The sequence below is a fragment of the Deinococcus marmoris DSM 12784 genome, from assembly GCF_000701405.1.
Classification (GTDB): Bacteria; Deinococcota; Deinococci; order Deinococcales; family Deinococcaceae; genus Deinococcus; species Deinococcus marmoris.
The window spans coordinates 1-25,512 of record NZ_JNIV01000012.1 but is presented as its reverse complement, the minus strand read 5'-3'; the positions used below and the strand labels follow the sequence as shown (position 1 = coordinate 25,512).

Genomic DNA, 25,512 nt, shown 5'->3' with positions numbered 1-25,512 from the left:
CGGAAGTTCAGTAAAAACGCAGCCACCCGGCAGGAAAGCGCATGGAAAAAATGGGGCAGCGGCGGGGGAAGGAAGGGCCGGTGATGATCACCTGAGGGTTATCCTGTCACCCGAACTCTTACCCCAATCATTCAAGAAAGTGCGTGAGATACGGCGAAAACTGACCTGTCAGTCATTCCGGCATCTGCTGCCGGCCTGCAAAATCCCACCCACACGCTCTTTTTGAGGTATTGAAGCTGGGTGGCGTGGGATCATGGATGCCCCCATCCCCCCCCATTGCAGCCGTCCAGGCGCGGCTTCCTTGCTCCAGGACCACGGTTACAAGTGGAAAATTTCACGGCGTCACAGCAGGCAGTAGCGCACGCCCCGGCGCTGGCTGATTGTGGCCTGCGGAGGCGGCATGAGGAGGAGCAGAGCAAACACGCGCAGAAGCCCATTTGCTTTCTGCGCGTGTCTGCTCTGAAGATCTGGCCCGAAAGATCAGTCCTGCCAGCGTTCCTCTTTCCAGGCGGCGGGCCAGACCAGATAGATGCCCGGATCGCTGGGATTGCTGGCCGCCACCAGTTTTCTGATCTCGCCCGCGTCCGGCTCGTCGATGACCCGCGTGAAGTCCGAGCCGTTCAGCACGGTCTCGCGCACCAGCCATTCGTGGTCCTGCGCCCAGCGCACCAGTTGCTCCAGCGCCTGCATTCCGGGCTGCCCGTAACGCGGCCCGAACGCCTGGGCCGCCACCGTGACCACTGGCCCCGCGATGAGGACCACCGCGTAGCCCGCGCGGTCCCGGTCTCCCTGCCGGTCCGTGACCAGGATGAGCTGCCCCACCGCGCCACCGGAATGGAACCGTTCCAGGTGCGCCATCATGGCGGTCAGCGTTTCCTGCGGCGCTCCGGGAACGCCCAGCGGGTCGGCAATTTGCAGGGACGCGGTAGTGTTCATGGCCGCAGTGTACCCAAGCGGGACGCAAGGGAGCGTGTGGCGAGAGAACACCCCATTCTCAGGCCCCCACCAGCCGCCGGATCAACGCAATCTGCCCAAAATGGTAGGCGTTGTGTTTGGCGACGCTGGCCGCGAGTTTGTAGCCCACGGTCCAGCCCGGCTCATCGGCAGTGGCCGGATAAAGGGTGCGCTCAAGCTCCTGCGCGTTTTGCGCCATCTGTCCCAGCCGTGCCAGATCGGCCAGAAATGCCTGAACCAGATGCGGCCATTGCCCAGCGGAAACGGCAGGCCAGAGGTTTTCTGGCGGCTGGAACGAGAGAGGCTCTGCGCTCTCGATCAGCCCCAGATTGAAGACGATGTTGGCGTGCATGTGCGCCAGGATGGCCGCGATGGAGTGGGACAGCCCTGGCGGCACGGTGACAGCCTGCTGAAACGTCAGCCCACCCAGCAGACGTTCGGCGCAGGGAAAATCGTGTTCGGCGGGGTCATCCAGCAGCAGTTGCAGCGTGGCTGGCGGCGGACCGAACAGCGTGTTCATGCCCAATGCTATCTCTGGAATTGGAGAATGGTAGCAGGTCTCAAGCGATCTTGCCTGTAGAGCGGTTTGGGTGGATCAAAGCCGCGCCAGAGCTTTTCCTACCGTCCTACTCTTCCTCGTCCGGGTAGACCTTGATGTCCGTGATGTGCGCGCGGTCCGGGCGCGTCAGGATATGGGCCACACTCTTGGCGAGGCCGCGCGGGTCGATCATGGTTTCCCATTTCAGGCCCGCGTCGCGGTTGGCCGGGGTGTCGATGGCACCCATCGGGTACAGCACGCAGCCGCGCACGCCCTTGGACTTCAACTCGTCGTTCAGGCTGTTCAGGTATGCCCCCAGCGCCGCTTTGCTCGCCGTGTACAGCGCCGCACCGGGGCCAGTATTGCGGGCGGCCTGCGCCGCACTGACGCCCAGGATGATGCCGTCCTTGTTCTTGATCATGTTGGGCAACACGCCCTGAACTGCGTGGAACAGCGTCAGGAAATTGGCGTCCAGCATGGCCCGCAGGTCATCTGTGGTGGCCTTCTGCACGGCCTGCATTGAGTAGGCCCCGGCGGTATGCACCAGGATGTCCACCTTGACCTTTTTCAGTTGCGCCACGCTGGCGGGGTCAGCCAGATCGACGTCGATCACTTCGGTGGCGGGGATGCGGTCTGCGGCGCGGGCCAGGGCCTCGCCGCGCCCCACCAGCACCATCTGCGCGCCCGCGTCGTCGAGTTCCTGGGCAATGGCAGTCGCCAGCGCGCCGCCCGCCCCTGTGAGCATTACTGTCGAGGAGCTGAGGTTAGCCATGCCTCCCAGCCTAGCGGGTTGAGGGCCGTGGGGTGTGGGATATGCAGAAAAGATTCAGTAGTGGGACTGAGAGTGAGCTTATTCCCCGTATCCCGCTGCCCGCACCGCCGCCCACTCGCCCACTCCCAGGACGAACGGCTGGCGCTGAAGGTCCGTGGTCACCTCCGGGCCGTCCGGCGACAGGTGGATGTCCACCTCGGTGCGGATGCCGAAGCCCTTTGCCGCCGGGTAGGTGCCGGGTTCCACCGTCACGGCCAGCCCCGGCGTCAGCGTGCGGGTGTCGTGCGTTTCATAGTCGTCCAGATTTGCGCCCGAGCCGTGAATCTGCACGCCCAGATCGTGTCCGGTGCGGTGGAAGAAATACGGTGCCCAGTCGGGTCCCATCGCGTCCCGTGCGGCGCGGTCCAGTTCCCAGCCCTGCAAGTTGCCCCAGCCTTCTGCCCCGAATCGGGTCTTCAGCAGGTCCAGCGCCGTGTCCCGCGCGGCCCGCACCGCTTCCCACGCGTCCAGATATTCGGCGGAGGGTTGCCCCGCGTGGCCCACCCAGGTCACGTCGGCAAAGGGGCGGCCCGATTCCTGCGCCCACAGGTCGATCAGCACACACTGGCCTGCCTGCAACACGGCATTCTTATCCCCGCCCGGCTCGTAGTGCGAGTCCGCCGCGTTCACGCCGAAACTCACATTGACCGGATGGCCCGCGCCCATGCCCGCACCCGCGATGGCGTCCATGATCAGAGACTGGACTTCCAGTTCGGTAATGTCCTCGCCCGCTTTCAGGCGTTCGTGGATCAGCCAGTAGGCGTCGTCCTTGGCCCGCATCAGCAGGGCGGCGGCGCGGCGGTGGGCGGCCAGATCTTCCTCAGACCATGCCAGGAAGGATTGCAGCAGGTCCGCGCTGCTCACGATGTCGGTGGCCCCTGCTGCCCGCACACGCTCAATCGTTCCGGCATCCACCCGGCTCACGTAGGGCACCGCCCCATTCGGGCTGTACTCCATCGCAATCCGCTGCCCGCTCACCACTTTTTTCAGCGCCGCGTCCAGTTCGTCATGAGAGCCGAAGGCACGGCGCTCGATGTCCCAGTCACGCGTGATCTCGCCCCAGGTGCCGCCCTCGATGTGGTTGTGCAGCAGCACCGCCTGACCCTCACGCGGCACGTACACGAAGAAACGGCGGGTCAGAAACGCGCCTCCTGGCATGTCCAGCACGCGGCGGGCGTGCGGGTTGAGGCCCTGGAAGTCGTAGATCAGCCAGCCGTCCAGGTCCGTGGCTTGCAGGGCGGCGCGCATCCGGTCAACGGGAGAGGTCATGCCTCCGATTATGGGGTGCGCGGCTCTGGTGGAGGGCGCAATTCCCCCCGCAGCCCCGCGATCTCGCCCCGCAGTTCCCGCAATTCCCGGCGCAGGGCCTCGTTGTTGATCTCGTCATCACCCTCTTCTGGCGGCGAATCCTGATCCGCGCCCACGAACAGGCTGGCCAGCGCCGCCGTGATGTAGCCGAAGACCGCGAAGCCGTACAGCGCCAGCAGAAAGGTCAGCGCGCGGCCCTCGGCGGTCAGGGGCCAGTATTCGGACCCCAGGCTGGTCAGCAGCATGCCCACCCAGTACAGCCACTGGCCGAAGCCCTGCGGCGCACCCGTCTGGCCCCCCTCGAAGGACGCCATACCCGCCGCCCCGGCCAGCGCCACCAGCGCAGTTGCGCCCACCACGAAACCCAGGCCCCGGCGGCGCAGGGTGCGTTGCAGGGTCCGCAGCCCCCGGTTCAGGCTGGTCAGGATTCGCAGCAGGTTGGTGCCGCGCGTCAGGCGCAACACCCGCAGCGCCCGCAGGCCACGGAACAGCCGCAGAATCCTTAGCGCGGGCAGCATCAGGCTCAGGGCGGTCAGCCAGTTTTTCTTCAGGTACTCGGACTTGTCGGGCGCAAGCACAATCGCCAGCGCGAAGTCCAGCACGAACAGCCCCCAGATCACGTTGCTGACGATTTGCAGCAGCGGTGGCAGTCCCTGCATCAGGTCCAGCACCAGCAGCCCCAGCCACGCGAAACTGAGGACGATCATGGGCCGTTCCAGCAGCGCGTCCAGATGGGCCAGCGCTGTCAGACGGGCGGACTTGAGTTCCTCTGGCGCGGGCGGAGGGGGAGGGGCGGTGTCGGGCATGGGCTTCAGGGTAAGGCGGCTGGAGGGCGGGCAAATGGGCGCAGTCTTGGCTGTTTACCACGCCCCACGGAACACCCCGGCAACCGTGTGGACATGCCCCGCCGCGTCCCCGCCCACCCGCGCCAGATGGCGGCGCACCAGCTCATAGCCCAGGCTGTAGCCGCTCCAGCGCGGCAAATTCTCCACCTCTGAGCCGTAGAACCACGCTCCGAAGCTGTGATCGCTACGGTTCAGCATCGGTAGGGCACGCACCCATAGGGCGTCCAGATCAACCCCGGCCCGTGCGTAGGGTGGCGGCTCCCCACCCCGTTCATCCAACTCGTTCGCCTGAGCCAGCCCCTCGCTGACCAGCACTTCCAGCAGGGTGGAACCGTAACCCGGCCCCTGCCAGCGCCGTGCGTGGTGCAGTTCGTGGGCCACCGTGGCGGGTAGTTCGGTGCGCCAACTGGCGGCAAAGTGTGGGTTGTCTGGGTTCAGGGTGATCTGCACCAGATGGTCCAGCGGCGCGTAACCGTGGATACCCGTTTCGGGCAAATCCCAGGGCGAGACGGAGACGGCCACATCCACTCCGTCCAGCCCCAGCCGCGTGGCCTGCCGGGTCAGAGCAGCCTGCGCCACCTCTCGCACCTCGTTTTCCAGGATGGGGGAGAGGTGGCCGCCAGCGTTCATGACGTGCAGGGCGTTGGGCATGGCCCGATTCTGACGGGTTTCTAGCGCCCCGGTTCTGGCGTCGGTGGGGGAAGTGTCAGGACCAGTTGGTGGGCGCGGGCGTGACTGGCATTCCAGGCCCGTGGGTCGCGTGGCGCGTCGTACTGTTCGTGCAGAAGGTTAATCACGTCCTGGCGCGAATTCTGGCAGCCCTTGCCCTGCGGGCAATCCTGGGTCAGGGCGTCCAGATGGGTCACGATGGTGGGGACGGCGTCGGCCCCCAGCCCCAGCAGGGTCGGCACGCTCACGTCCTGCGGGGTGCTGCGGAGTTCGTTGGTCACGCCGCCGACGGCACGCTCCACATTCACGCGGGCGATCAGTGCGCCGGGGTTCAGGGCGGTGGTGGTCAGCAGCACGCCGAATCCCATCAGCAGGGCCGGGTAGGCGAAGCGCTGCGGGCGCGACTGCCATAGCAGATATGCCAGCCACACCAGGCACAGCGCCATCCAGACCAGAAAGGCCGCGCCCATCACGCGGGTCTCGCTCAGGCCGTAGGCCAGCCCGTACAGCCGCCAGCGGTTGGCCGCACTCAGCAGCACCAGCGCCAGCGGGACGAGAACGGCCAGATTCAGCAGGCGGTACGACAGGCGGGTGCGGACCTCCTGCCGCGTCAGGGCGTGTGCGCCCAGCAGCAGGGTCAGGCTCAAAAAGGCCACCGCCATCAGTTGCCCGAAGCCCTCGCGGATGTACCCCGCGAAGGTCACGCCGTCCGGCAGGCCGGTGCCGCTCAGGTAGTACGGCAGTTGCGCCAGCAAGAAGACCACGAACAGCGCCGCCAGGGACGCCAGCGGCAGTCCGATCTCGGTCAGCCCCAGCCGCGCCACGTCGGGTCCGGTGCGCGGCAGGAGGCTGGGCCGCAGCGCCATGACCGCCGGGTAGACCAGCCCGCCCGCGAAGGCGCACCACAGGGCCAGTTGAAAACCGTCGCTCCACAACCGGTCCAGCCGCCAGTCCAGCACGCCGCCCAGCAGCCCGGCAAAGCCCGCGTCCGCGCCCGCCAGCAATCCGCCGAACACAACCAGCACCGGCAGGGTCAGCAGCACGCCCACGCCCCAGCGCCTCAGTCCGCTGCCCTGCGCGGGCCGCAGCCGTGCCCAGGGCAGGCGTTCAAGCAGTGCCAGGGGGCCGTAAACGAAGCGCAGGCCGCCCGTCAGGCCCGCGCCCACGGTGGCCCATAGGCTCCAGCCGCCCAGGCCGGAAAAGCGCAGAAACGCCGCGCCCAGCAGCAGCGAGAGCCACAGCGCGGCAGCGTTCAGCGCCCCCAGGTCCCCCGGCACGTCCCGGACCGCGCAGGTGGTGACGGCCAGCAGAAAGGCCGTGCCCAGCAGGGTCAGGCCCTCTGCCGTGGGCCGCTCACCGCGCCTCCGCAGCGCCCACAGGCAGGCGGCCACGAACAGGGCCACCCAGATGGGAACATTCACGCCGAACACGTCGCCCCGTGCGCCCGTCAGAATCTGCGCCGCGACGCCCAGTCCCAGCGCGATCAGAAAGGGCGCTGCGGTCCGTGCGGGACGGGGAACAGAGGGAACAGGCGTGGAATGCCCGGAAGTGGTGGGCGGGGCAGCGGGTCCAGCCATCGGGGTTCCGGTCATGCCCGTACCGTAGCGGCGGGCCAATGGTGATGTCGTCCGTCTTTGGGGTGATGGAAGAGGTTTTGTGGGCCTAGCCTCCCCGCGCGAACCGCCGTTCCAGACGGCGCTGCACCACTTCCAGTGCGCTGGAGATGGCCCAGTAGATCAGCGCGGCGGCCAGATACGGGCCGAACGGCTCGAAGGTGCGGGCGATGACCAGTTGCGCGCTTCGCAGCAGTTCCACCACCGTGATCACCGACACCAGCGAGGTGTCCTTGACCAGCCCGATCAGGCTGTTGCCCAGGCTGGGCAGCGCCACCCTCGCGGCCTGCGGCAGGATGATCAGCCGCATGGTTTCGGCCTTGCTCAGGCCCACGCTGTACGCCGCCTCGTGCTGGCCCTTGGGAATGCTCAGAATCGCGGCGCGGATGGTCTCGGACAGGTAGGCGGCGGCGTTCAGGGTCAGGGCCAGCACGCCGCCCACCACCGGATCGAGGACGATGCCGAAACTGGGCAGGCCGTAATAGATCACGAAGATCTGCACCAGCAGCGGCGTGCCCCGGATAAACGACACGTACAGACCCGCCAGCCAGCGCACCGGCCCCGGCGCGTACAGCCGCAGCAGCGTGACCGCCAGCCCCAGCGGCAATCCCAGCACCATCGCCGCCAGCGCAAAGCCGATGGTCAGCCGCGCCCCCACCAGCAGCGCGGGAACGGCGGCCCAGGCACTCTGCACGATCAGTTGAAGTTGTTCGGTGTCCATGCGGGGCGCTCCTTTGGAGGCGGTCTAAGGGTCAAACCGTCCAACGGTCTAACGGCCAGAAGAATAGGTCACTTTCGCGGTCAGACGATTAGACCTTTTGACGTTTAGACCCGCCCGCTTCCCAACGCAAACCCCTCCCCACTGAACTGGGAGGGGTCCACGCGCACAGGCGGGCGCTCAGGGCTTGCTGACGTCCTGCCCGAACCACTGCTGGCCGATCTTCGCCATCGTACCGTCAGCCTTCATGCCCTTGAGGGCCGCGTCAATTGCGGTTTTTAGTCCTGTATTGGTCTTCTTGATCGCTATGCCCATGCTGTCCACCGAACCGGCGTCGCCCACGCCCTTGATCGGCAGGCCCTGCGATTTGGCGAGGTAGCCGATCAAGAGGCGGTCATTGTAAATGGCGTCCAGGCGGCCACTGGACAGGTCTGCCAGATATTCCGGGGTGCCGGGATACGTCACCACGGTGATGCCGCCCGCGTCGCGCAGGTCTTTTTCAAACACGGTACCCAGCCCGACGCCCACCCTCTTGCCTTTCAGGTCCGCCAGCGTGTTGTAGTTCTGCCCTTTGGTGGTATGGACGGCAATCTGCGGACGGCTGAAGACATAGGGATCGCTGAAGCCGATGCTCTTCTGGCGCTCGGCGGTGATGCCCACCTGATTGATGATCACGTCGTACTTGTTGGCTTGCAAGCCCGCCAGAATGCCGCTCCACTCGGTCAGCACGAACTCGGGCTTGAGGCCCAGTTTGGCGGCCAGCGCCCGCGCCACGTCCACGTCAAATCCGGTCAGCAGGCCCTTGTCGTCCTTGAAGGTAAACGGGGCGTAGGTGCCTTCCACGGCGATTTTCAGCACGCCCTTGCTCAGGGTGGGCGCGGTCTGGGCCAATGAGGGCGTGGCGGCGGCCAGAAGCAGAGCAGTACCTAGAACCAGACTGGGACGGAATGCGCGCATGGCTTCTCCTTGAACACGGCCCATCGGAAGCGCCGTCAAGAGGGTGGGGGAATTGCACTGGCCCGATACAGGAGGAATGGAGCTGACTATAAGCCTCCTGGGAGGGGGTGCTGGTCTGCTGTCTGGCGCACGGCCTGAGGCGGCAGCGCGAAACGGGGCAGGTGCCAGGGATGCCTTTCACCCAGCGCGTGCGCCGCCAGCAATTCTCCAAGCAGCGGCGTGAACTTGAAGCCGTGTCCTGAACAGGGAGAGGCCAGCGTGATCTGCGGGCAATCCGGGTGCGGCGCGAGGATGAAATCGCCGCCCGGCGCGCGGGTGATCAGGCAGGTTTGCCGCTCCATGACGGCGCTGGCCCCCGGCAGATAGCGCCGCATGAACGTGTCGGACGCCTCCACAACCTGCGGCGGAACTTCAAGTGTGCGGTCATCGCCGCTGGTGACGGGGCGCACCACATCCACGCCAATTTTTACGCCAGGGACGCCGAAAGCTGGAAAGCCGTACGCCTGAAATTCATCGTCATGGGTGATGAAGACCGGGAAGCGTTCCGGCTGGAAGGCCGCCAGATCATCCGGGCGGTAAAAGCTGGAGGCCGCCAATGTGACGCTCAGCGAGGCTTGCAACCCCGGAACCAGACGCGGCAGCCACGCGCCCGCCGCCACGATCAGGTGGTCACAGGTGATTGCACCCGTGCTGGTCCGAATGGCGGGTTGCTGTCCTCCCTGTATCTCCAGCGCCGCCACACCCTCCAGCACACGCGCCCCGTGTTGGCGGGCGAGATCGGTCAGGACCCTCAGCGTGATCTGCGGGCTGACGATCCCCGCTTCGGACGAGTACACCGCTTCCCAGTCGGGCGGCACCTGCCACTGTGGAAAACGCTGGGCCAGTTCGCGGCGGCTCAGATACTCGGGGGCCGCGTCCAGCGCGCTCAGCGAGGCGTGAACGGCTTCCAGGCTGGGCGTTCCAGCGGGGCCAAGGTCAAGGCCCCCGGTGCGCCAGTACAACTGCTGTCCCGCCTCACGTTCTAACGCCCGCCACGACGCCAGCGCTGCTTGGGCCAGCCCGGCGTAGTCGGGTTCCTCGTAGGCCAGCCGGAAAATCCGCGACGGCCCGAAGCTGGAGCCGCGCGTGTGGCCGATCTGAAACTGCTCCAGCAGCAGCACGTCCTGCCCGCGCCGGGCCAGCGCATACGCCGCCGCGCTGCCCGCCGCCCCCGCGCCGATGATCAGATGCTGGACGTGCTGGTTCATGGTCTGATTTTAAGGGTTGCCAGCAAAAACCCCTCCCCGTTGGACCGGGAGGGGTCTGCGCCAGAGGGCAGAGATCAGGGTTTGCTGACGTCCTGCCCGAACCACTGGCGGCTGATCTTGGCATACGTGCCGTCGGCCTTGATCTGCAAGAGCGCCTTGTCCACCGCCGTTTTCAGGCCCGTGTTGGTCTTTTTCAGGGCAATGCCCACCGCTTCCGGCTGGCCGATCACGCCTGCGCCGCGCACCGGCAGGTTCTGCGACTTGATCAGGTAGCCCACCAGCAGGCGGTCATTGTAGGCGGCGTCCAGACGGCCCGCTCCCAGGTCCGCCAGGTATTCGGGTGCGCCGGGGTAGGTCACCACGTTGATGCCGCCCGCGTCGCGCAGTTGCTTTTCAAAGTTGCTGCCCAGGCCCACGCCCACGCGCTTGCCCTTCAGTTCGGCCAGCGTCTTGGGGGCGAGGCTGCCCGCCTTCTTCACGATGATCTGCGGTGAGGAATACGCGTAGGGCGTGCTGAAGCCGATGCTTTTCTGGCGCTCGGCGGTGATGCCCACCTGATTGACGATCACGTCGTACTTGTTGGCCTGCAACCCGGCCAGCAGGCCGCTCCACTCGGTCAGCGCGAATTCGGGCTTCAGGCCCAGCTTGGCGGCCACTGCCTTGGCGATATCCACATCAAAGCCGGTCAGCACGCCCTTTTCATCGCGGTAGGTGAAGGGCGCGTAGGTGCCTTCCATGCCGATTTTCAACGTACCCTTGGAGAGGGTGCTGGGCGTTTTGGTTGCGGGCGCGGTGGCGGCGAGGCTGCTGGAGGCGAGGACGAGGGCGGACATTAACAACAGGTGCTTCATGGGACTCCTTGAGGGGTTGAGGCTGGGGATCAGGTCAGACGTACTGAATCTCTGATCGTTAAACCAGTTTATAAAACAGAGCGGAATTAATTGTGAACCAAGTGATGTATGGGCTTGAGCGAATCGTCATGTTCGCCTGTCGCATCTCGCCTTCCGGTACGGTTGCCCCGCCCCCGCAGCCCTATGCTGCCGAGCATGGCCTTTCCCGACATTCAGAGCTTCATGCGCCTGCTGGAAGAACGCGGCGAACTGCTGCGCGTCTCCGCCCCGGTCAGCCATGACCTTGAAATCACCGAGATCGCGGACCGTCTGGTCAAATCCGGCGGCCCGGCGGTGCTGTTTGAAAACGTGCGCGGCAGCGAATTTCCGGTGGTCATCGGCCTGATGGGCACCCGCGAACGCACTGCTTTAGCGTTAGGGGTCAGTGATCTGGACGATCTGGCGGCGAAGGTCCGCGCCCTGATTGACCTGGGCGGCGGCGGCAGCAAACTGGGGCTGCTGAGCAACGTGACCAAACTCAAGGACGCCATGAACCTTCCGCCTAAACGGGTCAGGACTGGCCCGGTGCAGGAAGTGGTGTGGCGCGGCGACGAGGTGGACCTGTCGCGCATCCCCATCCTGAAATGCTGGCCGCTGGACGGTGGGCCGTTCGTGACCCTGCCGCTGGTGATCACCAAAGACCCCGAAACCGGCGAGCGCAACATGGGCATGTACCGCATGCAGGTGATGAGCAAGAACACCACCGGGATGCACTGGCAGCGCCACAAAACGGGCACCAAGCATCTGGAGAAGGCCAAACGGCTGGGGCAAAAGCTGGAAGTGGCCGTCGCTATCGGTGGCGATCCGGCACTGATCTATGCCGCTACCGCGCCTCTGCCGCCCATTCCCGGCTTGGACGAATTTGCGCTGGCGGGCTATCTGCGCGGGCAGCGTTACCCGGTCACGAAGGGCATCACGGTGGATCTGGACGTGCCCGCCAACGCCGAATTCATTCTGGAAGGCTACGTGGACCCGTCCGAGGACTGGATCATGGAGGGGCCGTTCGGGGATCACACCGGCTTCTACACGCTGCCGGACCTGTACCCGCTGTTCCATGTGACTGCCGTGACCATGCGCCGCCAGCCCGTGTACCCTGCCACCATCGTGGGCCGCCCGCCGATGGAGGACGCCTACCTGATCGAAGCCTCCGAGCGGCTGTTCCTGCCAGCCGCGCAACTGATCATCCCCGAGATCACCGATTACCATATGCCCCCGGCAGGCGTGGCGCACAACCTCGTCTTCGTGGGCATCAACAAGGGGTATCCGGGGCAGGCGTACAAGGTGGCGAACGGGATGTTCGGTCTGGGCCAGATGATGTTTGCCAAAGTGATCGTGGTGCTGGACGACGACGTGAAGGTCAATGACTTTGAAGCCGTGTGGCGTGCCGTGGCCGAACGCGCTGTGCCGGGCCGCGACACCCTGACCACGCGCGGCCCCACCGACGTGCTGGACCACAGCAGCCGGGGCTGGGGCTACGGCAGCAAGCTGATCATCGACGCCACCACCAAGCGCCCCGAGGAAATCGGCGGGGCCGAGTCCAGCCGTGATTTACAGGCGGGCGATCTGGCGCATGAGACGGTCTTCAAGCCGCACGCCGCCGCCGATCTGCCGGACTTTGAAGGCGTGGTGGCCCAGCGGCAGAATGGGGACGGCTACTGGCTGGTGGCCCTGAACAAGACCCGCCCCGGTCAGGCGCGGGAACTGGCACAGGCATTTGCCGCCCACCCTGCCGCCGCCGGAGTGCGTCACCTGCTGATCTGCGACGAGTTTACCGACGTGAACAACATTCAGGACGTGTGGTGGACCATCCTGAACAACATCGACCCGGAGCGCGATGTGGTCCGGCACGGCGCATTGCTGACCTGGGACGGCGCACGCAAATTGCCGGAAGAAGGTTTCGTGCGCCCCTGGCCCCCCAAAATTAATATGGACCCGGCGGTGGTGGAGCGGGTTGAGGCGATGTGGCATGTGTACGGCTTGCCGGAGCAATGGCGCTAGGCGGTCCTCTGGAACAATGAAAAGCAGGTCAGGACGGGGATGGAGCCGTCCTGACCTGCCTCTTTGAGAAGTGCTGTTTTACCAGCGGTACAGCACGTTCGACTTGCTGGTGATCACGTTGCCCTGCACGGCGCTCTGCACGGTCTGGCCGTCGTAGCGGTTGATCAGGTCCGCCATCAGATCGCTCATAGTGCCGATCATGCCGGACATCATCTCGCCGGTGTCCATGCCCTCGTCGTCGTATTCCATGTCCATGTCGTCGCCCGTCTCTGCCGTGTCGGTCTCGGCCATCTCCTCATCCATCATTTCGCCGCCTGCACCCAGGTTGCTCATGATGGCTTCCGAGAGTTCCTCGCCGCTGATGTCTTCGGGGTTGGGGGCATAGGTCCACCCGGCAGAAAAGCGCGGCTCGATCCCGGCGGCCATGAAGCCCGCGTCCTGCGCGAGTGGCGCGGTTCCCTCATCCAGCGCGGCGTCCAGAGCCGCCTGGCTGAACGCCGTGATCAGGTAGTCACCCCGGAAGGCATAGACCATCTTGAGGTTGCCCAGCATGGCGTCCACCATTTTCAGGCTCCCGCTGGCTGCCGCGCCCCCGGCTGCCGCCGCCGCACCCATCTCGCCGGGCAGGCTGCGGCCCACGGTGCCGAACAGGTCGTCCTTGAGCAGTTTTTTCAGGCTCTCAGACGCCCCCGCGATGGCTGCGTTCACGCTGTCGGCGTATTCGGGCATCTGCGCCTGGGCCGCCGTCATGTCCGCGACGCGCTGATAGCTCACGGTGTAATCCAGGCTGGCCAGCGGGTTGCTGACGTCCAGGCCAGACTTCATGCCCCCGGCCAGCGTGACCTGCGCGCACTCGTGGCCCAGCCACGCCCCCGAGCGCTCCAGGTGGCTGGCGAGCTGGCTGTCGGTTAAAAAACCCAGCGGATCGAACAGGTCCACGCGGGTCAGCCAGCGGCCCAGGTACGCGCCGGATTCGGGCGCGCAGGCCGAGGCCACCACCGCCTCTGCGCCAGCGGGGATAATGTCCTGCACGGTAAAATCGGCGCTGTCGGTCAGGATGCGGTACAGCGGCCTGTCCTTGCCCTGCACGTTGGCGGCGTGGGCGGAGGCGGCAGTCAGGCCCCCGGCAGTGGTGGTAAAGCCTGCCGCGTACTGTCCCAGCGTGTCCAGCGCGTCCACCAGCGGCGAGAGCAGACGTGGCAGCGAGATTTCCTTGCCCAGCACGCCGCGAATGACCTTGGCGGTGGCCGAGAAGTTCAGGAACAGCGACAGCTCCTGCTCCCCCGTTGCCCGTCTGGGCACCGTGTAGGCCGCCGAATTCATCAGTCGGGGGGCCGCCTTGCCGCTCAGGCGGCCCAGGTAGCCCATCAGCAGGTCCTTGTTGGTGGAGACATAGACCAGTCCGTTCGCCATGCCCGCGAAGGTGCTGCCCTGCCGCGAGAAGGTGTAGTCGCCCACCCGCGCGCCCTTTCTGGGTTCCATCAGGCTGGCGAAGAACTCGCCGGAGAGCTTGTCCACCTTTGAAACCGCCAGCAGTTCCGGCGAGAAGGTGCCGCCCGCGTTGCCCACCGAAAAGACGCCTGCCACGGCTTCCTGGCCCAGCGAACCCTTGAGGATCTGCTGAAAACCGCCGACCATCTCGCCGCCCTCGTCTCCACCAGCAAAGCCGTTGACTGCCGAAACCAGCAGGCCAGAGAAACGGTCAATCGCGCCGCCCGCATTCTTCGTTTCCAGCGTCATCAGCGCCCCGGCGGGCAATCCCTCGGACAGGGAAGCGGCGCGGGCGGTGGAGGCCGTACCCAGCAGAAGGGCCGTCAGAAGCAGAGTGTTTTTCATTCTTACATCATAGGGAAACTGATGGGAAAATAAGTCGGCCATTAGATGTATGCGTCCCTTACCCCCCATCAGATGAACGGCGGGGGAGCAGCTATCCCCGGTCTGCGTCTCGTGCGCACGGTTCATGGCAGCACGATCCTGGGTTCCGGCCCCTTGCCGCGCACCAGACGCTGCACCTCGCGCAGGGTGGCCTCGCCATCGGTCTGGACGCCGTGCTTGCGGAAGCTGGTGGCCAGACTCTGGGCGTCGCGGCGCAGCAACTGCTGGAAGTTGGGGTTCTGGCGGGTGGTCAGTTGCGGAAAGTCGATGATGATCACGGTGTTCTCCCACCACAGCAGGTTGTAGGTGCTGTAGTCGCCGTGCGCGTAGCCCAGCCGCAGCAGGTCGGCCAGCCCTTGCACGGATTGTTGCCAGGCGCTGCGCGCCTCTGCGGGGGTCAGGCGGGCCTCGCTCAGGCGGGGGGCCACCTCGTCCTCAGTGCCGATCAGGCGCATCAGGACGGCGGGAACGGTTTCGGCGCAGGCTTTGACGTTTGGACCCACCAGCGGTTCGGGCACATTCAGACCCGCACGCCACAGCGTCCACAGGTGCGCGTACTCGGCGCTGACCCAGTCGGCTTGCAGCATTTCCAGTCCCTTTTTTGTGCGGCCCTGCATCGCCCGGTTCGCCCGTTCGTCCAGAACCACCTGACCCTCGCGGTACACGGCGTCATTCCTGAAACTGCGGGCTTCCAACTCGCGGTACAGCTTGACCAGCACGGAGCCGAGCGGGCCACGGGCCACGTATGCGGTGGCCTCCTTGCCGCTTTTGAGTTCAGCCACGATCTCCGTGATGTGACCGGTGTCGATCAGACGGCGAATGGTGTCGTCCGCGATGTTTTCCGGGTCCTCGGCGGTCAGGTCATCCAGCTTGCGGCGGCCCAGCAGTCTCTTCTTTTTAAACCTGCTGCGGCGCTCCGGCGGGGTGTCCGCGCCTTCCAGCTCGCCGGACTCGTCAAGACCAGTCAGCCAGTGGGCGTTCATGGGTGCCCCTGTGAATTGTGCCGGGGATCAGGCCAGTTGTAGCCCGAATATGGAGGCGGCGATATGTCTTGGATCAGCAAAAGTACTCCGATTTGCGGGGGCTGGGGTTCCTATCCTCTGGGCCTTCGGAAAATCGATGATGTTGGTTTCAGTCATATGCGCACCTCCTTTTCGGTGATGGGCAGAGCGTAGCAGGCAAACGGCGGGCATAGGCCATCATGCCTAATGGGGGAGAGGTCACTTTCTCCTGACGCATGTGAGACACGACAAAGCCGCGCCCCCTGTCTGTCAGTGGGGGCGCGGCCTGCTTTGATCCTGCTGTGGACTCGTGTTTTAGAAATCTGTGCTTCTGAAGCTGGGGGAAGGCGGGGCTTCCTCCGGGCTGGCCTGCGAACACGCTGTCGGCGTTCCCGTTCCGGTGTAGGCATAATACGCCAAGAGCATAATCATGTCAAGCTGGTCTGTGTATGCAGACTGAGTATGAGGTGGTCTGGATATTCAGCCCCGGCGTCGGGGACAGAGGAAGGCCGGTATTCACCCGGCGCATATGCAGGAAATGCGCCATTTGGCTTAGGGCGGAAATTCGCCCCCCACCCGCCTTTCGGCCAGGATGTCGGCATGAACGATTCACACGAACACCCCCCTGGAGGCCGTTTCACGCTACGTCCTTTCCAGAATGCCGACGCATCTGCCGTTGCCCGCCTCGTCACAGACGGCGTTCGCGGTCACTGGACCTACCCACCGGAGCGCTTCCGCGAGAGTGCCGATCCGTTGCGCCGTCGCCTCGTCGCGCTGGCTGGTACAGAGGTCATCGCCACCGCCCACCTGCTGCCCTTTGGAGACGCCACCCCTGATGCCCTGCGCCTGGATCTGGCCGGAGACGGGGCCGCCTTTACGCCGCTGTATCTGGCGCATCTGGCCGATCTGCCCCCCGGTTTCTCACGGCTGCTGGGCGTGACCCGCGAGGATTTTGGTGAACAGATGGACTTTTTCGGTGCGGCAGGCTTTCGCAACGCCTGGCAATCCTGGGGCGCACATCTGGACCTGGAGGGATTTGATTTCGCCGCCTTTCAACCTCTGGAAGAACGCCTCTTTTTGCAGGGGTACGAGGTGGAGCAACTGTCCAACGGTGCGCCGGAAGCCGACTGGACCGCTCTGTACGTCCTGCATGGGCGCGGGCTGGCCGACGCGCCGCGCAACCCCACCACCATCCCTGATCCCCTGACCCGAGCAGAACTGCGCGAGATGATCGTGCGCGAGGAAACCGCGTTCGTGGTGCGCTGGCGCGGCCAGATCGTGGCCCTGACCCGGCTGACCCCGCAAGGATCTGAAGTGGAGAGCGAGAACACCGTCACCCACCCGGATCACCGCTCACGGGGGCTGGCGACGCTGGTCAAGGCCCGCGCGCTGGCCTGGGCTGCGGGCGAGGGCTTTCTGAAGGCGGGCACCGGCGGCACGGTGTTAAACCTGCCGATGCTGCGCGTGAACACCCGGCTGGGCTACCGCGTGGAACGCATGTGGATCACCTGGGAGCGCGAGCTGGCCCTCCCCTCTCTATCTGTCCTGCCCCCTTTGGATTAGCATCGGCGTAAGGCCAAGTCAAGAGATGTGCCAAATGTAGCAGCGGTCATAAAGGACAGGCTCCTAGAATGGGCTGGATGCCCGAGAACGCCCTGCGCGAACGGCTGCTGGAAGCCACCCGTCGGCGGGGCTATCTGGTGCTGTGCGCGTGTTCGGTGGCGGTTCATGCGGCTATTTCCACACGGGAATTGCCGCAGGGCAACTGGCGGGCCGCAACGGTGGCCCTGCTGAGCGCCGCGCTGCTGCCCGTCATCCTGAGTCGCCGGGTCTCGGCGCAGCGGCTGGATACGCTGGTGGTGTGGTGCGCGAACATCGGGGCGGGCTATTTTCTGTGGGACTTCTCCAGCCGGGGCCTGGACCTGGGCGCGCGGGAATCGCTGACGGTCCCGCTCTTTTTCGCGGTGTGGTTCGGGCTGCTGCCGCTGAAACAGGCCGCCCTGCGCGGCGGGGTGCTGTATCTGGTTCTGGCTGCGCTGGTGCTGAGCCGCTGGCCCACCGATCCGGTGCCGCTGCTGTACACTGGCTTTCTGCTGTTTCTGATCGGGCAGATGACCGTGACCGTGCGGCAGCTTCAGCAGGAACTGTCGCGCACCGCCCGTTACGCGGATCTGGCCCTGACCGATCCACTGACCGGGCTGCTCAACCGCCGCTCGATGGAACGGCGGCTGGAGGACCACTACAGTCCGCAGGCCAGTGCGCCCCATGCTGCTGCCATCACTCCGCCCATCACTGGAGAGAGGGCTGCGCCCATCGGCATCCTGCTGATCGACGTCGATCTGTTCAAGGCGGTCAATGACGCCTACGGCCACGACACCGGGGACCGGGTGCTGGTGGCCGTGGGGCAGACGCTGCGGGCCTGCGCCCGGTCCGGCGATCTGGCGGTCCGCTGGGGCGGCGAGGAATTCGTGCTGCTGGTGGCTGCGGGCGAGCGCGCCGCGCTGGAACACATCTGCGCCCGCATTCACCGCGCGCTGGCCGAGCAGGACTGGCCGCAGGCCCTGCCCCGCGTCACGGTCAGCATCGGTGCGGCGCTGTCGAGTGAGGCGCAGGAAGCGGCAGAGCTGCTGAAACTGGCGGACTGTCGCCTGTACCGCGCCAAGGATGCAGGCCGTGCCCGGATGAACATGGACGACGTGCAGGCCAGCGATCTGACCGGTGAAGCCCGGTCCTTCAGCGCTGCGCCGCTGGAACTGACTCCTTCCAGATAACCCGGCGGCTGAACGGCGGCAACGTTGCGGCTGCGGGAACGCCGATGCCTGGAGACGCTGAGGGTGGAGACAGTGGGGACAATTGAGCCTGTCGGCGTGGCCTAGACTGCGCCTGTCTCTGGCAGACGGCTCCCCTCTCCGCGCGGGTTTTTCGCTGGCCGCTGCCGCCACACATTCATCAAGGAGTTGCCCCATGTCCTACCCCACCTCCCGCCGGATGCTGTTCGGCGCTGCCCTCGCTGCGGCGCTGGGCGTGTCCGTCCTGATTCTCCCAGTCATGGCCCAGCAAATGAATCACAGTATGCCCATGCCCGCTGCGGCGGCCCAGAAGTCCACTGGCACGCTGCCGATCAGGGCCATGAACGCCACCGTGGTGGCCGTGCCGCCGATCATCACGGAAACCAGCGTTTTCGGCACGCTGATGAACACCGGCAAGACGCCGATTGTCATCACTGGCGTGCGGGCCGCCGTCGCCGGTCACGGCATGTTGATGGTCACGAAGAAGGCTGCGGGCGGAATGCAGGGCATGAGCATGGCCCAGACCCTGACCATTCCCGCCGGGGGAAAGCTGGTCCTGAGCGACACGGGCGATCATCTGATGCTGATGAAGCTCAGGCGTCCGCTGAAGATCGGCGAAACGCTGACCCTGACCCTGAGTGCCAGGGACGGACGGACCTTCGCCCTCAAGGCCACCGTCAGGAAGCCCTGAGCGGATGACCGAACTGCCTGTCACCTCCGAGATTCAGACGGGTCCGGCCCGCCGTCCGTGGTACGTGTCGGCGCTGCTGGCCGTGGTGGCCGTGGGCCTGCTGCTGGGCGCGGCCTGGGTCTTCGCGCGGCTCAAGAGTCCCTACCCCTTTTACGGCACCGCCTACAACGGCAACACGGCGGCGGCGGGCTTCAAGGGCACCGATCAGGATGGCAAGCCCTACGCCTTCGTGCCGGGGCAGGGGGGCAAGGTCACGGCGCTGTTCTTCGGCTTCACGCACTGCCCCAACATCTGCCCGCTGACCCTGGCGTATCTGGACAAGGTCAAGGCGGCGCTGCCCGAGGGTGAACGTGAGCGTTTTCAGACCGTGCTGGTCAGCGTGGACCCGGCCCGCGACACGCCTGAGCGCCTCAAGGCCTACGTGGAATATTTCGGCAAGGCTTCAGGCATCTACATTCCCGAACCCGCCCTGAGTCAGGTGGCCCGCGATTACGGCGTCGGCTATCAGCGGGCGGAAGTGAAGGGCGCGGACTACCAGATGAACCACACCACCGCCACGTACCTGATCGACGGCTCCGGCAAGTTGCGCCTGTTGTGGGACTACACCCAGTTGCCGCAGGTGGACCGCGTGGTGGCCGATGTGCAGCATGTGCTGGAGACTTCCCCATGAAGGCTGACACTGTGAGGACGATGCAATGAGAACACCACCATGAGCGCCCCCGTCACGGTTCCCGGCTCCATCAACCTCGATCCCACGCTGACCGATCTGCTGATCCCGGCCCCCGATCTGGTGTTCCTGATTCCCACGCTGCTGGTGGCTGGATATTACGTCTGGCGCTTTATCGTGTCGCGTCGCAGCGCCGAGGGCCGTGCCCGCTGGCCGGTCTGGCGGGCCGTGCTGTTCGCGCTGGGCATGGTGCTGCTCCTGATGACCACGCAGAGCCGCGCCGCCACCCTGACTGGCAGCAGCATGGCGCTGTACATGGGCCGCCTGATGCTGCTGGCCGAGATCGTGCCGCCGCTGCTGGTGCTGGGCATTCCGCGCGGCGTGAAGATCAACCCGCGCGGCGCGGCAGCCCGCGTACTGGGCGTGCTGCTCGATCCGTGGGTGGCGCTGGCGGTGTGGGCCGCTGTGATCATCTTCTGGAATGTGCCCGCCGGGTTCAACGCCAGCGTGGTGACCAACACCGCCGCCGCGCTGCTGCCCGCGCTGTACCTGCTGAGCAGCCTGCTGGTCTGGAGCGTCATTCTCCGCCCGCTGCCGAACGTGCAGCCCGCCGGAATGGGATCGCGCGGGGGCTTCGGCCTGCTGGCGGCGCTGCCCATGATGGCGGTGGCCTCGGTGTGGCTGTACGCGCCGAATGTGCTGTACACGCCCTACGTCAACGCGCTGTGCCTGTGGAACCTCTCGCCGCTGCAAAACCAGCAGCTCTCGGGCTGGATCATGATGCTGGCCGGGATTCCGGCGCTGGCGCTGGCGTTTATCCAGTTGTTCCAGTGGCTGGTGGAACTGACCGGGGGCGACGAGGCGATGCCGCCCACCTGAGGGCAGCCACTCTTGCCCCATCCTGTGCCCGGTCAAACGGTGATTGGATGGGGCTTTTCATGTGGCGCGTCTTGGGGCCAGCTCGGCGCTGAAGGTGGTGGCGATTCAGATTCCAGCGTGGCAAGTGCTGGAGCGGATTGAGCCGAATGTTGATCAGCCGTCCGCCGTTTGCGAGAACGTGAGCCGGGGCGGACGCTTCCGCGCCGCAAGCGTGGATAATGCTCCTCTAGAGCAAGGGGTCACCCGGCAACCTGCCGATGCCTTACGCTACACACCATGCACTGCACACGTCATGAACTGCGTCCCGTGAGGCGCGAATGGAGGGGGGCCAATATGGGAGAAACAGCATGATCAGGAAAGAACGCGCGATTCTGGCGCTGGAGGACGGCACGGTGTACCGGGGCTACGCTTTCGGGCAACGGGGTGAGACCGTGGGCGAGGTGGTCTTCAACACCTCCATGACCGGCTACCAAGAAATCATGACCGACCCCAGCTACAACGGGCAGATCGTGACCATCACGTACCCGCATGTGGGCAACTACGGCGTGGCGATCTACGACATGGAGAGCAACAAGCCGTATGTGCGCGGCTTCATCTCCCGCGAGTTTAGCGGCGAATACAGCAATTACCGCGCCCAGCAGTCGCTGGAAGCCTTCATGCAGCAGTACGGCGTGGTGAGCATTCAGGGCATCGACACCCGCGCCCTGGTCCGCCGCCTCCGCACGGGCGGCGTGGTCAAGGGCGTCATCGCCCACCGCTCGTACACCCACCCCACGGACCCCTACGGCGAATTCTCCCCCGAAGAGGAAAGCGTCTACGTGCAGCGTGCCAGAGACCATCAGGACATCGACGGCTTTGACATGACCAAGGACGTGACCACCGCCCTGCCCTACGCCTTTCCCACCTTGCGCCACGGCAAGCGCGTGGTGTTAATGGACTTCGGGATCAAGCACACCATCATCGAGCGGCTCTCGGAGGTGGGCATCGAACCCATCGTGGTCCCGGCGCACACCACCCCGGCGCAGGTGATGGCGCTGCAACCGCACGGCCTTTTCCTCAGTAACGGCCCCGGCGATCCCGCGCCGCTGGAATACGCGCACAAGACCGCCTGGGAACTGATGGGTCTGCTGCCCACCTTCGGCATCTGCCTGGGCCACCAGATTCTGGGGCTGGCGGCGGGCGGTCAGACCTTCAAGATGAAATTCGGCCACCGGGGCGGTAATCAGCCGGTCAAGAATCTACTCACGGGCAACGTGGAAATCACCGCCCAGAACCACGGCTACGCGGTGGACCTGGAGAGCATCCCGAACGGCGCGTTCGTCGCCACCCACATCAACCTCAACGACGGCACGCTGGAAGGTATGGCGCACAGCCGTTACCCCGTCTTTAGCGTGCAGTACCACCCCGAAGCCTCGCCGGGACCGCATGACAGCCGCTACCTGTTTGACCGTTTCATTGAAGAAATTGACGCCTTTGACGGCGCAACCGGAACGCCTGCCGAGAAATCGCAGACCGGACGGCTGGGCGTTTAAGCCGCCTTCAGGTTTCCCAAAGCTCCAACCCGTCTCTTCTTACCGTCCACGCCGCAGCCTTGCATAAGACTGCGGCGTGCCTCATTCCGCACAATCCAGTCCCGTTCAGCTCGTCTGGTTCAAGAAGGACCTGCGGGTGGCGGACCACGCGCCGTTGTGTGAGGCGGCGGCGCGCGGCCCAGTCCTGCCGCTGTTCATCTACGAGCCGGAGCAGCTTGGACACGAGGAATTCACCGGACAGCACCTGACCTACCTGAACGACTGCCTGGGAGAATTGGACATCAATCTGCGTGGACTGGGAACGCCTTTGGTGGTGCGACACGGCGAGGCGGTGGAAGTGTTGGAGAAGCTGAGCCGCGAGCTTCCAATTGGCGGCGTCTGGGCGCATCAGGAAACGGGGAACGGCGTGTCCTTTGCGCGGGATCGGCGGGTGCGGGCCTGGGCGCGTGCGCGTGGGCTGCCGCTGACCGAACTGGCGCAGAACGGTGTGGTGCGCGGGATGCGGAACCGTGACGGCTGGGCCGATGCCTGGGAAGAACGCCTGGGAACGCCGCCTCTGCCCGCGCCGGAAAAGTTATCTGGAACGTCCATTTCACCCCGCCGGATCATGTCTCACGCTGAACTCGGTGTGGAGACTGATAACAAGATCATCCCCCCTGGCGGCGAATCGGTGGCCCGCGCCACCCTGGACTCGTTCCTGGCTGTGCGCGGCGTGAACTACATGCGCGAGATGAGCAGTCCCCTGAGCGCGGAGGAAAGCTGTTCGCGCCTGAGCGGCCCGCTGGCTTACGGCACGGTTTCCCTGCGAAGTGTGGTGAGTGCTACCCGGCAGCGCCTCGCTGCCGTGCGCGGTGACACCTGGGCCGATTCGCGCTGGGTGCGTTCGCTCCGCAGTTATGAGAGTCGGCTGCACTGGCACTGCCACTTCATGCAGCGGCTGGAATCCGAACCAGGGATGGAATTTCGCAACCTCAACCGGGCGCTGGACGGCTTGCGCGAGGACGAGTGGAATCCAGAGTTCTATGACCGCTGGGCGCACGGGCAGACCGGCTACCCCCTGATCGACGCCTGTGTGCGGATGCTGCGGCAGACCGGCTGGCTCAATTTCCGAATGCGGGCCATGCTCGTTTCGTTTGCCAGTCAGCATTTATGGCTGCACTGGCGGCAGCCGGGCCTGTTTCTGGCGCGGCAGTGGCTGGACAACGAACCCGGTATCCACTGGTCCCAGATGCAGATGCAGAGCAGCACCGTGGGCATCAACCGCGTCCGCATCTACAGCCCCACCCGGCAGGCCCGCGAGCAGGACCCGGACGGCATTTTCATCCGCCGCTGGGTGCCGGAGCTGGCGGATATACCGGGGGATTTTCTGCACGCGCCCTGGGAGTGGAGCGGGGCCGCCCGATTGAACTACCCGCCGCCCATCGTGGACGAGAACAGGGCCGGACGGCTGGCCCGCGCCCGCATTGCCGCCGCCCGCGCCTCGCCCGAATTTGAAACCGAGGCCAAACGCATCTACCACAAGCACGGCAGCCGCAAGAAAGCCGCCATCCGTGCGGAAAGAGTCGCGCGCGGACTGCCCGCCAAACCACCTCCCAAAAAGACGCCTACCAGACCGCCCACCCCCAGGAGAACCCCCATGAGCGATCAACCAGACCTGTTCGGCAACGCCCCCGACGCCGCCAAACCCATCATTCCCGCTGGCATTCCCGACTCATGGAAGGCCGCGCTGGAGGGTGAATTTGCCGCACCTTATTTCCACGAACTCAAGGATTTTCTGGTGGAGGAACGCGCCGCGCAGACCATCTACCCCCCTGCCGCCGATGTGTTCAACGCGCTGCGGTTCACGCCATTGGACAACGTGAAGGTCTTCATTCTGGGGCAGGACCCCTATCACGGCCCGAATCAGGCGCACGGCCTGAGCTTCAGCGTGCGGCCCGGCGTGCGCGTACCGCCGAGCCTCCAGAACATTTACAAGGAGTTGCAGACCGACATTTCCGGTTTCACGCCGCCGCGTCACGGCTACCTGCGGGCCTGGGCCGAGCAGGGCGTGCTGCTGCTGAACGCTGTGCTGACCGTGCGGGCGGGGCAGGCCAACAGCCACGCGAATAAGGGCTGGGAGGGCTTTACGGATGCGGTGATTAAAGCCGTGAATGCCAAAGAAGAGCGCGTGGTCTTCGTGCTGTGGGGCGCGTATGCCCGCAAGAAGGCCAAGCTGATCACCAATCCCAACCATGTGATCGTGGAATCCGCCCACCCCAGCCCGCTGAGCGTGACCAAATTCATGGGGACAAAACCCTTCAGCAAGGTGAACGCCGCGCTGGAAGAGGCTGGGGTAACCCCCGTTGACTGGCAGTTGCCGATGCAGGTCACGGAATAATGCCGGGCCGCACCGAAATCTTGCAGGAGGAATACCTGCGCCGCGAGGGCAACGATCCCAAGAAGTTCAAGTATTTCTGGCCGGACGGCACGCCCTATGAGGATGACGGCGGCATCACACGCATTGCCAGCCTCGCTGTACCACCCGCTTACGCCGATGTCTACGTCTCGCCCGATGCGGATGCCGAGTTGCAGGCGTTTGGCCGCGATGCCGCCGGACGCCTCCAGTACCGTTATCACCCCGATTTTGTGCAGGCCGGGGCGCTGAAGAAATGGCAGCGGCTGACGCGTTTCGCCACCGCTCTGCCCACACTGCGTGAGGTCACCACCTCCGATCTGCGTCTTCAGGGGCTGCCGCCGCGCAAGGTCATGGCGCTGATGACCCGGCTGCTGCACGTCGCGCATTTCCGGGTGGGCAGCGACGCCTACGCCAAACTACACAAGACCTATGGCCTCAGCACGCTGCGCCAGCGGCATGTCACGCTGGAGGGCAATCTGATCACCTTCAACTTCCGGGGCAAGCACGGCATCACGCAGAACAAGGCGACGCGCAACCCCACGTTGGCGGGCAATATCGGCAAGCTGCTGGAGCTGCCCGGCCCGTGGCTGTTCCAGACGGTGGGCGAGGAAGGCCGCCGCCGCGTTCACGCCCCGGAATTAAACCATTACCTGAAAGAGGTCATCGGCCCCTTTACCGCCAAGGATTTCCGCACCTGGGGAGGTACGCTGCTGGCTGCCGAGTATCTGGCCGAGGCTGGGGTGGCGGGAACCGAGCGCGAGGCCCGTAAGGTGCTGGTGGACTGCGTCAAGCATGTGGCCGAGGACCTGGGCAATACGCCCGCCGTCACGCGCGGCAGCTACATCTGCCCGGTGATCTTTGACCGCTATCTGGAGGGCAAGGTGCTGGACGACTACGAACCGCGCGCCGGACGCCTGCCCGCCGAACTGGAGGGCCTGAGCCGCAGCGAGGCGGCCTTGAAACGCCTGCTGGAGAGCGAGAAGGTGCTGAAGGTGGGGCGGCGCAGGAGAGCGTGAAGACCAACTCCGATCAAGTTATTTGCTAAGTTCGACTTTGTCCATTTTTTCAGGCGGCGCTGAGAGAAATCTCAGCGCCGCCTGAAACCATTTGGAGATGTTCAAAGTCCCAAAATGGT

General features: G+C 65.2%; 23 protein-coding genes. 9 read left to right on the top strand and 14 right to left on the bottom strand.

Translation table 11 applies throughout. The features are described 5' to 3' along the window. Positions 1-480: 480 nt before the first annotated feature. The 11 genes from Q319_RS0104295 to Q319_RS0104245 form a co-directional block, all read right to left on the bottom strand. Entirely contained in the window at positions 481-936 is a 456-nt protein-coding gene (locus tag Q319_RS0104295; protein ID WP_051655097.1) for a DUF3197 domain-containing protein, read from the bottom strand. A gap of 58 nt (positions 937-994) precedes the next feature. Next, positions 995-1,474: a DinB family protein gene (locus Q319_RS0104290; RefSeq protein ID WP_029480763.1), complete on the bottom strand. Its 480-nt coding sequence runs from the start codon at positions 1,472-1,474 to the stop codon at positions 995-997. Between the two features lie 106 nt (positions 1,475-1,580). Next, positions 1,581-2,264, bottom strand: coding sequence for an SDR family oxidoreductase (locus Q319_RS0104285; protein WP_029480762.1), 684 nt, complete (start codon positions 2,262-2,264; stop codon positions 1,581-1,583). 78 nt (positions 2,265-2,342) lie between these two features. Beyond that, positions 2,343-3,572 (bottom strand): M24 family metallopeptidase, encoded by a 1,230-nt coding sequence (locus tag Q319_RS0104280; protein ID WP_029480761.1) that lies wholly within the window; start codon positions 3,570-3,572, stop codon positions 2,343-2,345. A gap of 8 nt (positions 3,573-3,580) precedes the next feature. After that, positions 3,581-4,417 carry an ion transporter gene (locus Q319_RS24205; RefSeq protein WP_034413727.1) on the bottom strand — a complete coding sequence of 279 codons (837 nt, stop codon included), beginning with the start codon at positions 4,415-4,417 and terminating at the stop codon, positions 3,581-3,583. Between the two features lie 54 nt (positions 4,418-4,471). Then, on the bottom strand, positions 4,472-5,107 hold the full coding sequence (locus Q319_RS0104270; RefSeq protein WP_029480759.1) for a DUF2268 domain-containing putative Zn-dependent protease: 636 nt from the start codon (positions 5,105-5,107) through the stop codon (positions 4,472-4,474). A 20-nt stretch (positions 5,108-5,127) separates the two neighbouring features. Continuing rightward, positions 5,128-6,717, bottom strand: coding sequence for a DUF4153 domain-containing protein (locus Q319_RS0104265; protein WP_156039163.1), 1,590 nt, complete (start codon positions 6,715-6,717; stop codon positions 5,128-5,130). Positions 6,718-6,787: 70 nt separating this feature from the next. Further along, positions 6,788-7,459: an amino acid ABC transporter permease gene (locus tag Q319_RS0104260; RefSeq protein WP_029480757.1), complete on the bottom strand. Its 672-nt coding sequence runs from the start codon at positions 7,457-7,459 to the stop codon at positions 6,788-6,790. A gap of 177 nt (positions 7,460-7,636) precedes the next feature. Further along, positions 7,637-8,413 (bottom strand): transporter substrate-binding domain-containing protein, encoded by a 777-nt coding sequence (locus Q319_RS0104255; RefSeq protein ID WP_029480756.1) that lies wholly within the window; start codon positions 8,411-8,413, stop codon positions 7,637-7,639. 86 nt (positions 8,414-8,499) lie between these two features. Then, the gene (solA, locus tag Q319_RS0104250) at positions 8,500-9,660 is read right to left on the bottom strand and encodes an N-methyl-L-tryptophan oxidase (RefSeq protein ID WP_081845886.1); all 1,161 of its coding nucleotides are present in this window, start codon (positions 9,658-9,660) and stop codon (positions 8,500-8,502) included. Positions 9,661-9,734: 74 nt separating this feature from the next. After that, positions 9,735-10,511, bottom strand: a complete 777-nt coding sequence (locus Q319_RS0104245; protein WP_029480754.1) for a transporter substrate-binding domain-containing protein — start codon at positions 10,509-10,511, stop codon at positions 9,735-9,737. 195 nt (positions 10,512-10,706) lie between these two features. Between Q319_RS0104245 and Q319_RS0104240 the strand changes: the two genes are divergently transcribed. Continuing rightward, a complete protein-coding gene (locus Q319_RS0104240) occupies positions 10,707-12,548 on the top strand; it encodes a menaquinone biosynthesis decarboxylase (RefSeq protein WP_029480753.1) in 1,842 nt (613 codons plus the stop codon). Positions 12,549-12,626: 78 nt separating this feature from the next. On the opposite strand, the gene Q319_RS0104235 is transcribed toward Q319_RS0104240, so the two are convergent. From Q319_RS0104235 to Q319_RS28960, 3 genes are all read right to left on the bottom strand, one after another. After that, entirely contained in the window at positions 12,627-14,384 is a 1,758-nt protein-coding gene (locus Q319_RS0104235; RefSeq protein WP_029480752.1) for a hypothetical protein, read from the bottom strand. 122 nt (positions 14,385-14,506) lie between these two features. Next, positions 14,507-15,406: an RIO1 family regulatory kinase/ATPase domain-containing protein gene (locus tag Q319_RS0104230; protein WP_029480751.1), complete on the bottom strand. Its 900-nt coding sequence runs from the start codon at positions 15,404-15,406 to the stop codon at positions 14,507-14,509. Between the two features lie 27 nt (positions 15,407-15,433). Continuing rightward, positions 15,434-15,562 carry a hypothetical protein gene (locus Q319_RS28960; RefSeq protein ID WP_281173826.1) on the bottom strand — a complete coding sequence of 43 codons (129 nt, stop codon included), beginning with the start codon at positions 15,560-15,562 and terminating at the stop codon, positions 15,434-15,436. Between the two features lie 462 nt (positions 15,563-16,024). Here Q319_RS28960 and Q319_RS0104225 point away from each other — a divergent pair, with 462 nt between their 5' ends. The 8 genes from Q319_RS0104225 to Q319_RS0104185 all read left to right on the top strand — a co-directional run bounded on the left by Q319_RS0104225 (position 16,025) and on the right by Q319_RS0104185 (position 25,393). Beyond that, positions 16,025-16,987 (top strand): GNAT family N-acetyltransferase, encoded by a 963-nt coding sequence (locus tag Q319_RS0104225; protein ID WP_029480750.1) that lies wholly within the window; start codon positions 16,025-16,027, stop codon positions 16,985-16,987. Between the two features lie 77 nt (positions 16,988-17,064). Beyond that, positions 17,065-18,195 carry a GGDEF domain-containing protein gene (locus Q319_RS28955; RefSeq protein ID WP_281173825.1) on the top strand — a complete coding sequence of 377 codons (1,131 nt, stop codon included), beginning with the start codon at positions 17,065-17,067 and terminating at the stop codon, positions 18,193-18,195. A 193-nt stretch (positions 18,196-18,388) separates the two neighbouring features. Beyond that, a complete protein-coding gene (locus Q319_RS0104210; RefSeq protein ID WP_029480748.1) occupies positions 18,389-18,904 on the top strand; it encodes a copper chaperone PCu(A)C in 516 nt (171 codons plus the stop codon). A 4-nt stretch (positions 18,905-18,908) separates the two neighbouring features. Continuing rightward, complete coding sequence (locus tag Q319_RS0104205) at positions 18,909-19,574, top strand: SCO family protein (protein WP_029480747.1); 666 nt, start codon at positions 18,909-18,911, stop codon at positions 19,572-19,574. 39 nt (positions 19,575-19,613) lie between these two features. Then, the gene (locus Q319_RS0104200; RefSeq protein ID WP_034413723.1) at positions 19,614-20,450 is read left to right on the top strand and encodes a cytochrome c oxidase assembly protein; all 837 of its coding nucleotides are present in this window, start codon (positions 19,614-19,616) and stop codon (positions 20,448-20,450) included. Between the two features lie 347 nt (positions 20,451-20,797). Continuing rightward, the gene (gene carA / locus Q319_RS0104195; RefSeq protein WP_029480745.1) at positions 20,798-21,982 is read left to right on the top strand and encodes a glutamine-hydrolyzing carbamoyl-phosphate synthase small subunit; all 1,185 of its coding nucleotides are present in this window, start codon (positions 20,798-20,800) and stop codon (positions 21,980-21,982) included. A 76-nt stretch (positions 21,983-22,058) separates the two neighbouring features. Next, entirely contained in the window at positions 22,059-24,359 is a 2,301-nt protein-coding gene (gene ung / locus Q319_RS25335) for a uracil-DNA glycosylase (RefSeq protein WP_081845885.1), read from the top strand. Then, positions 24,359-25,393: a DNA topoisomerase IB gene (locus Q319_RS0104185; RefSeq protein WP_029480743.1), complete on the top strand. Its 1,035-nt coding sequence runs from the start codon at positions 24,359-24,361 to the stop codon at positions 25,391-25,393. Before ung ends, Q319_RS0104185 begins: the two co-directional genes overlap by 1 nt. The last annotated feature ends 119 nt before the right edge of the window (positions 25,394-25,512 follow it).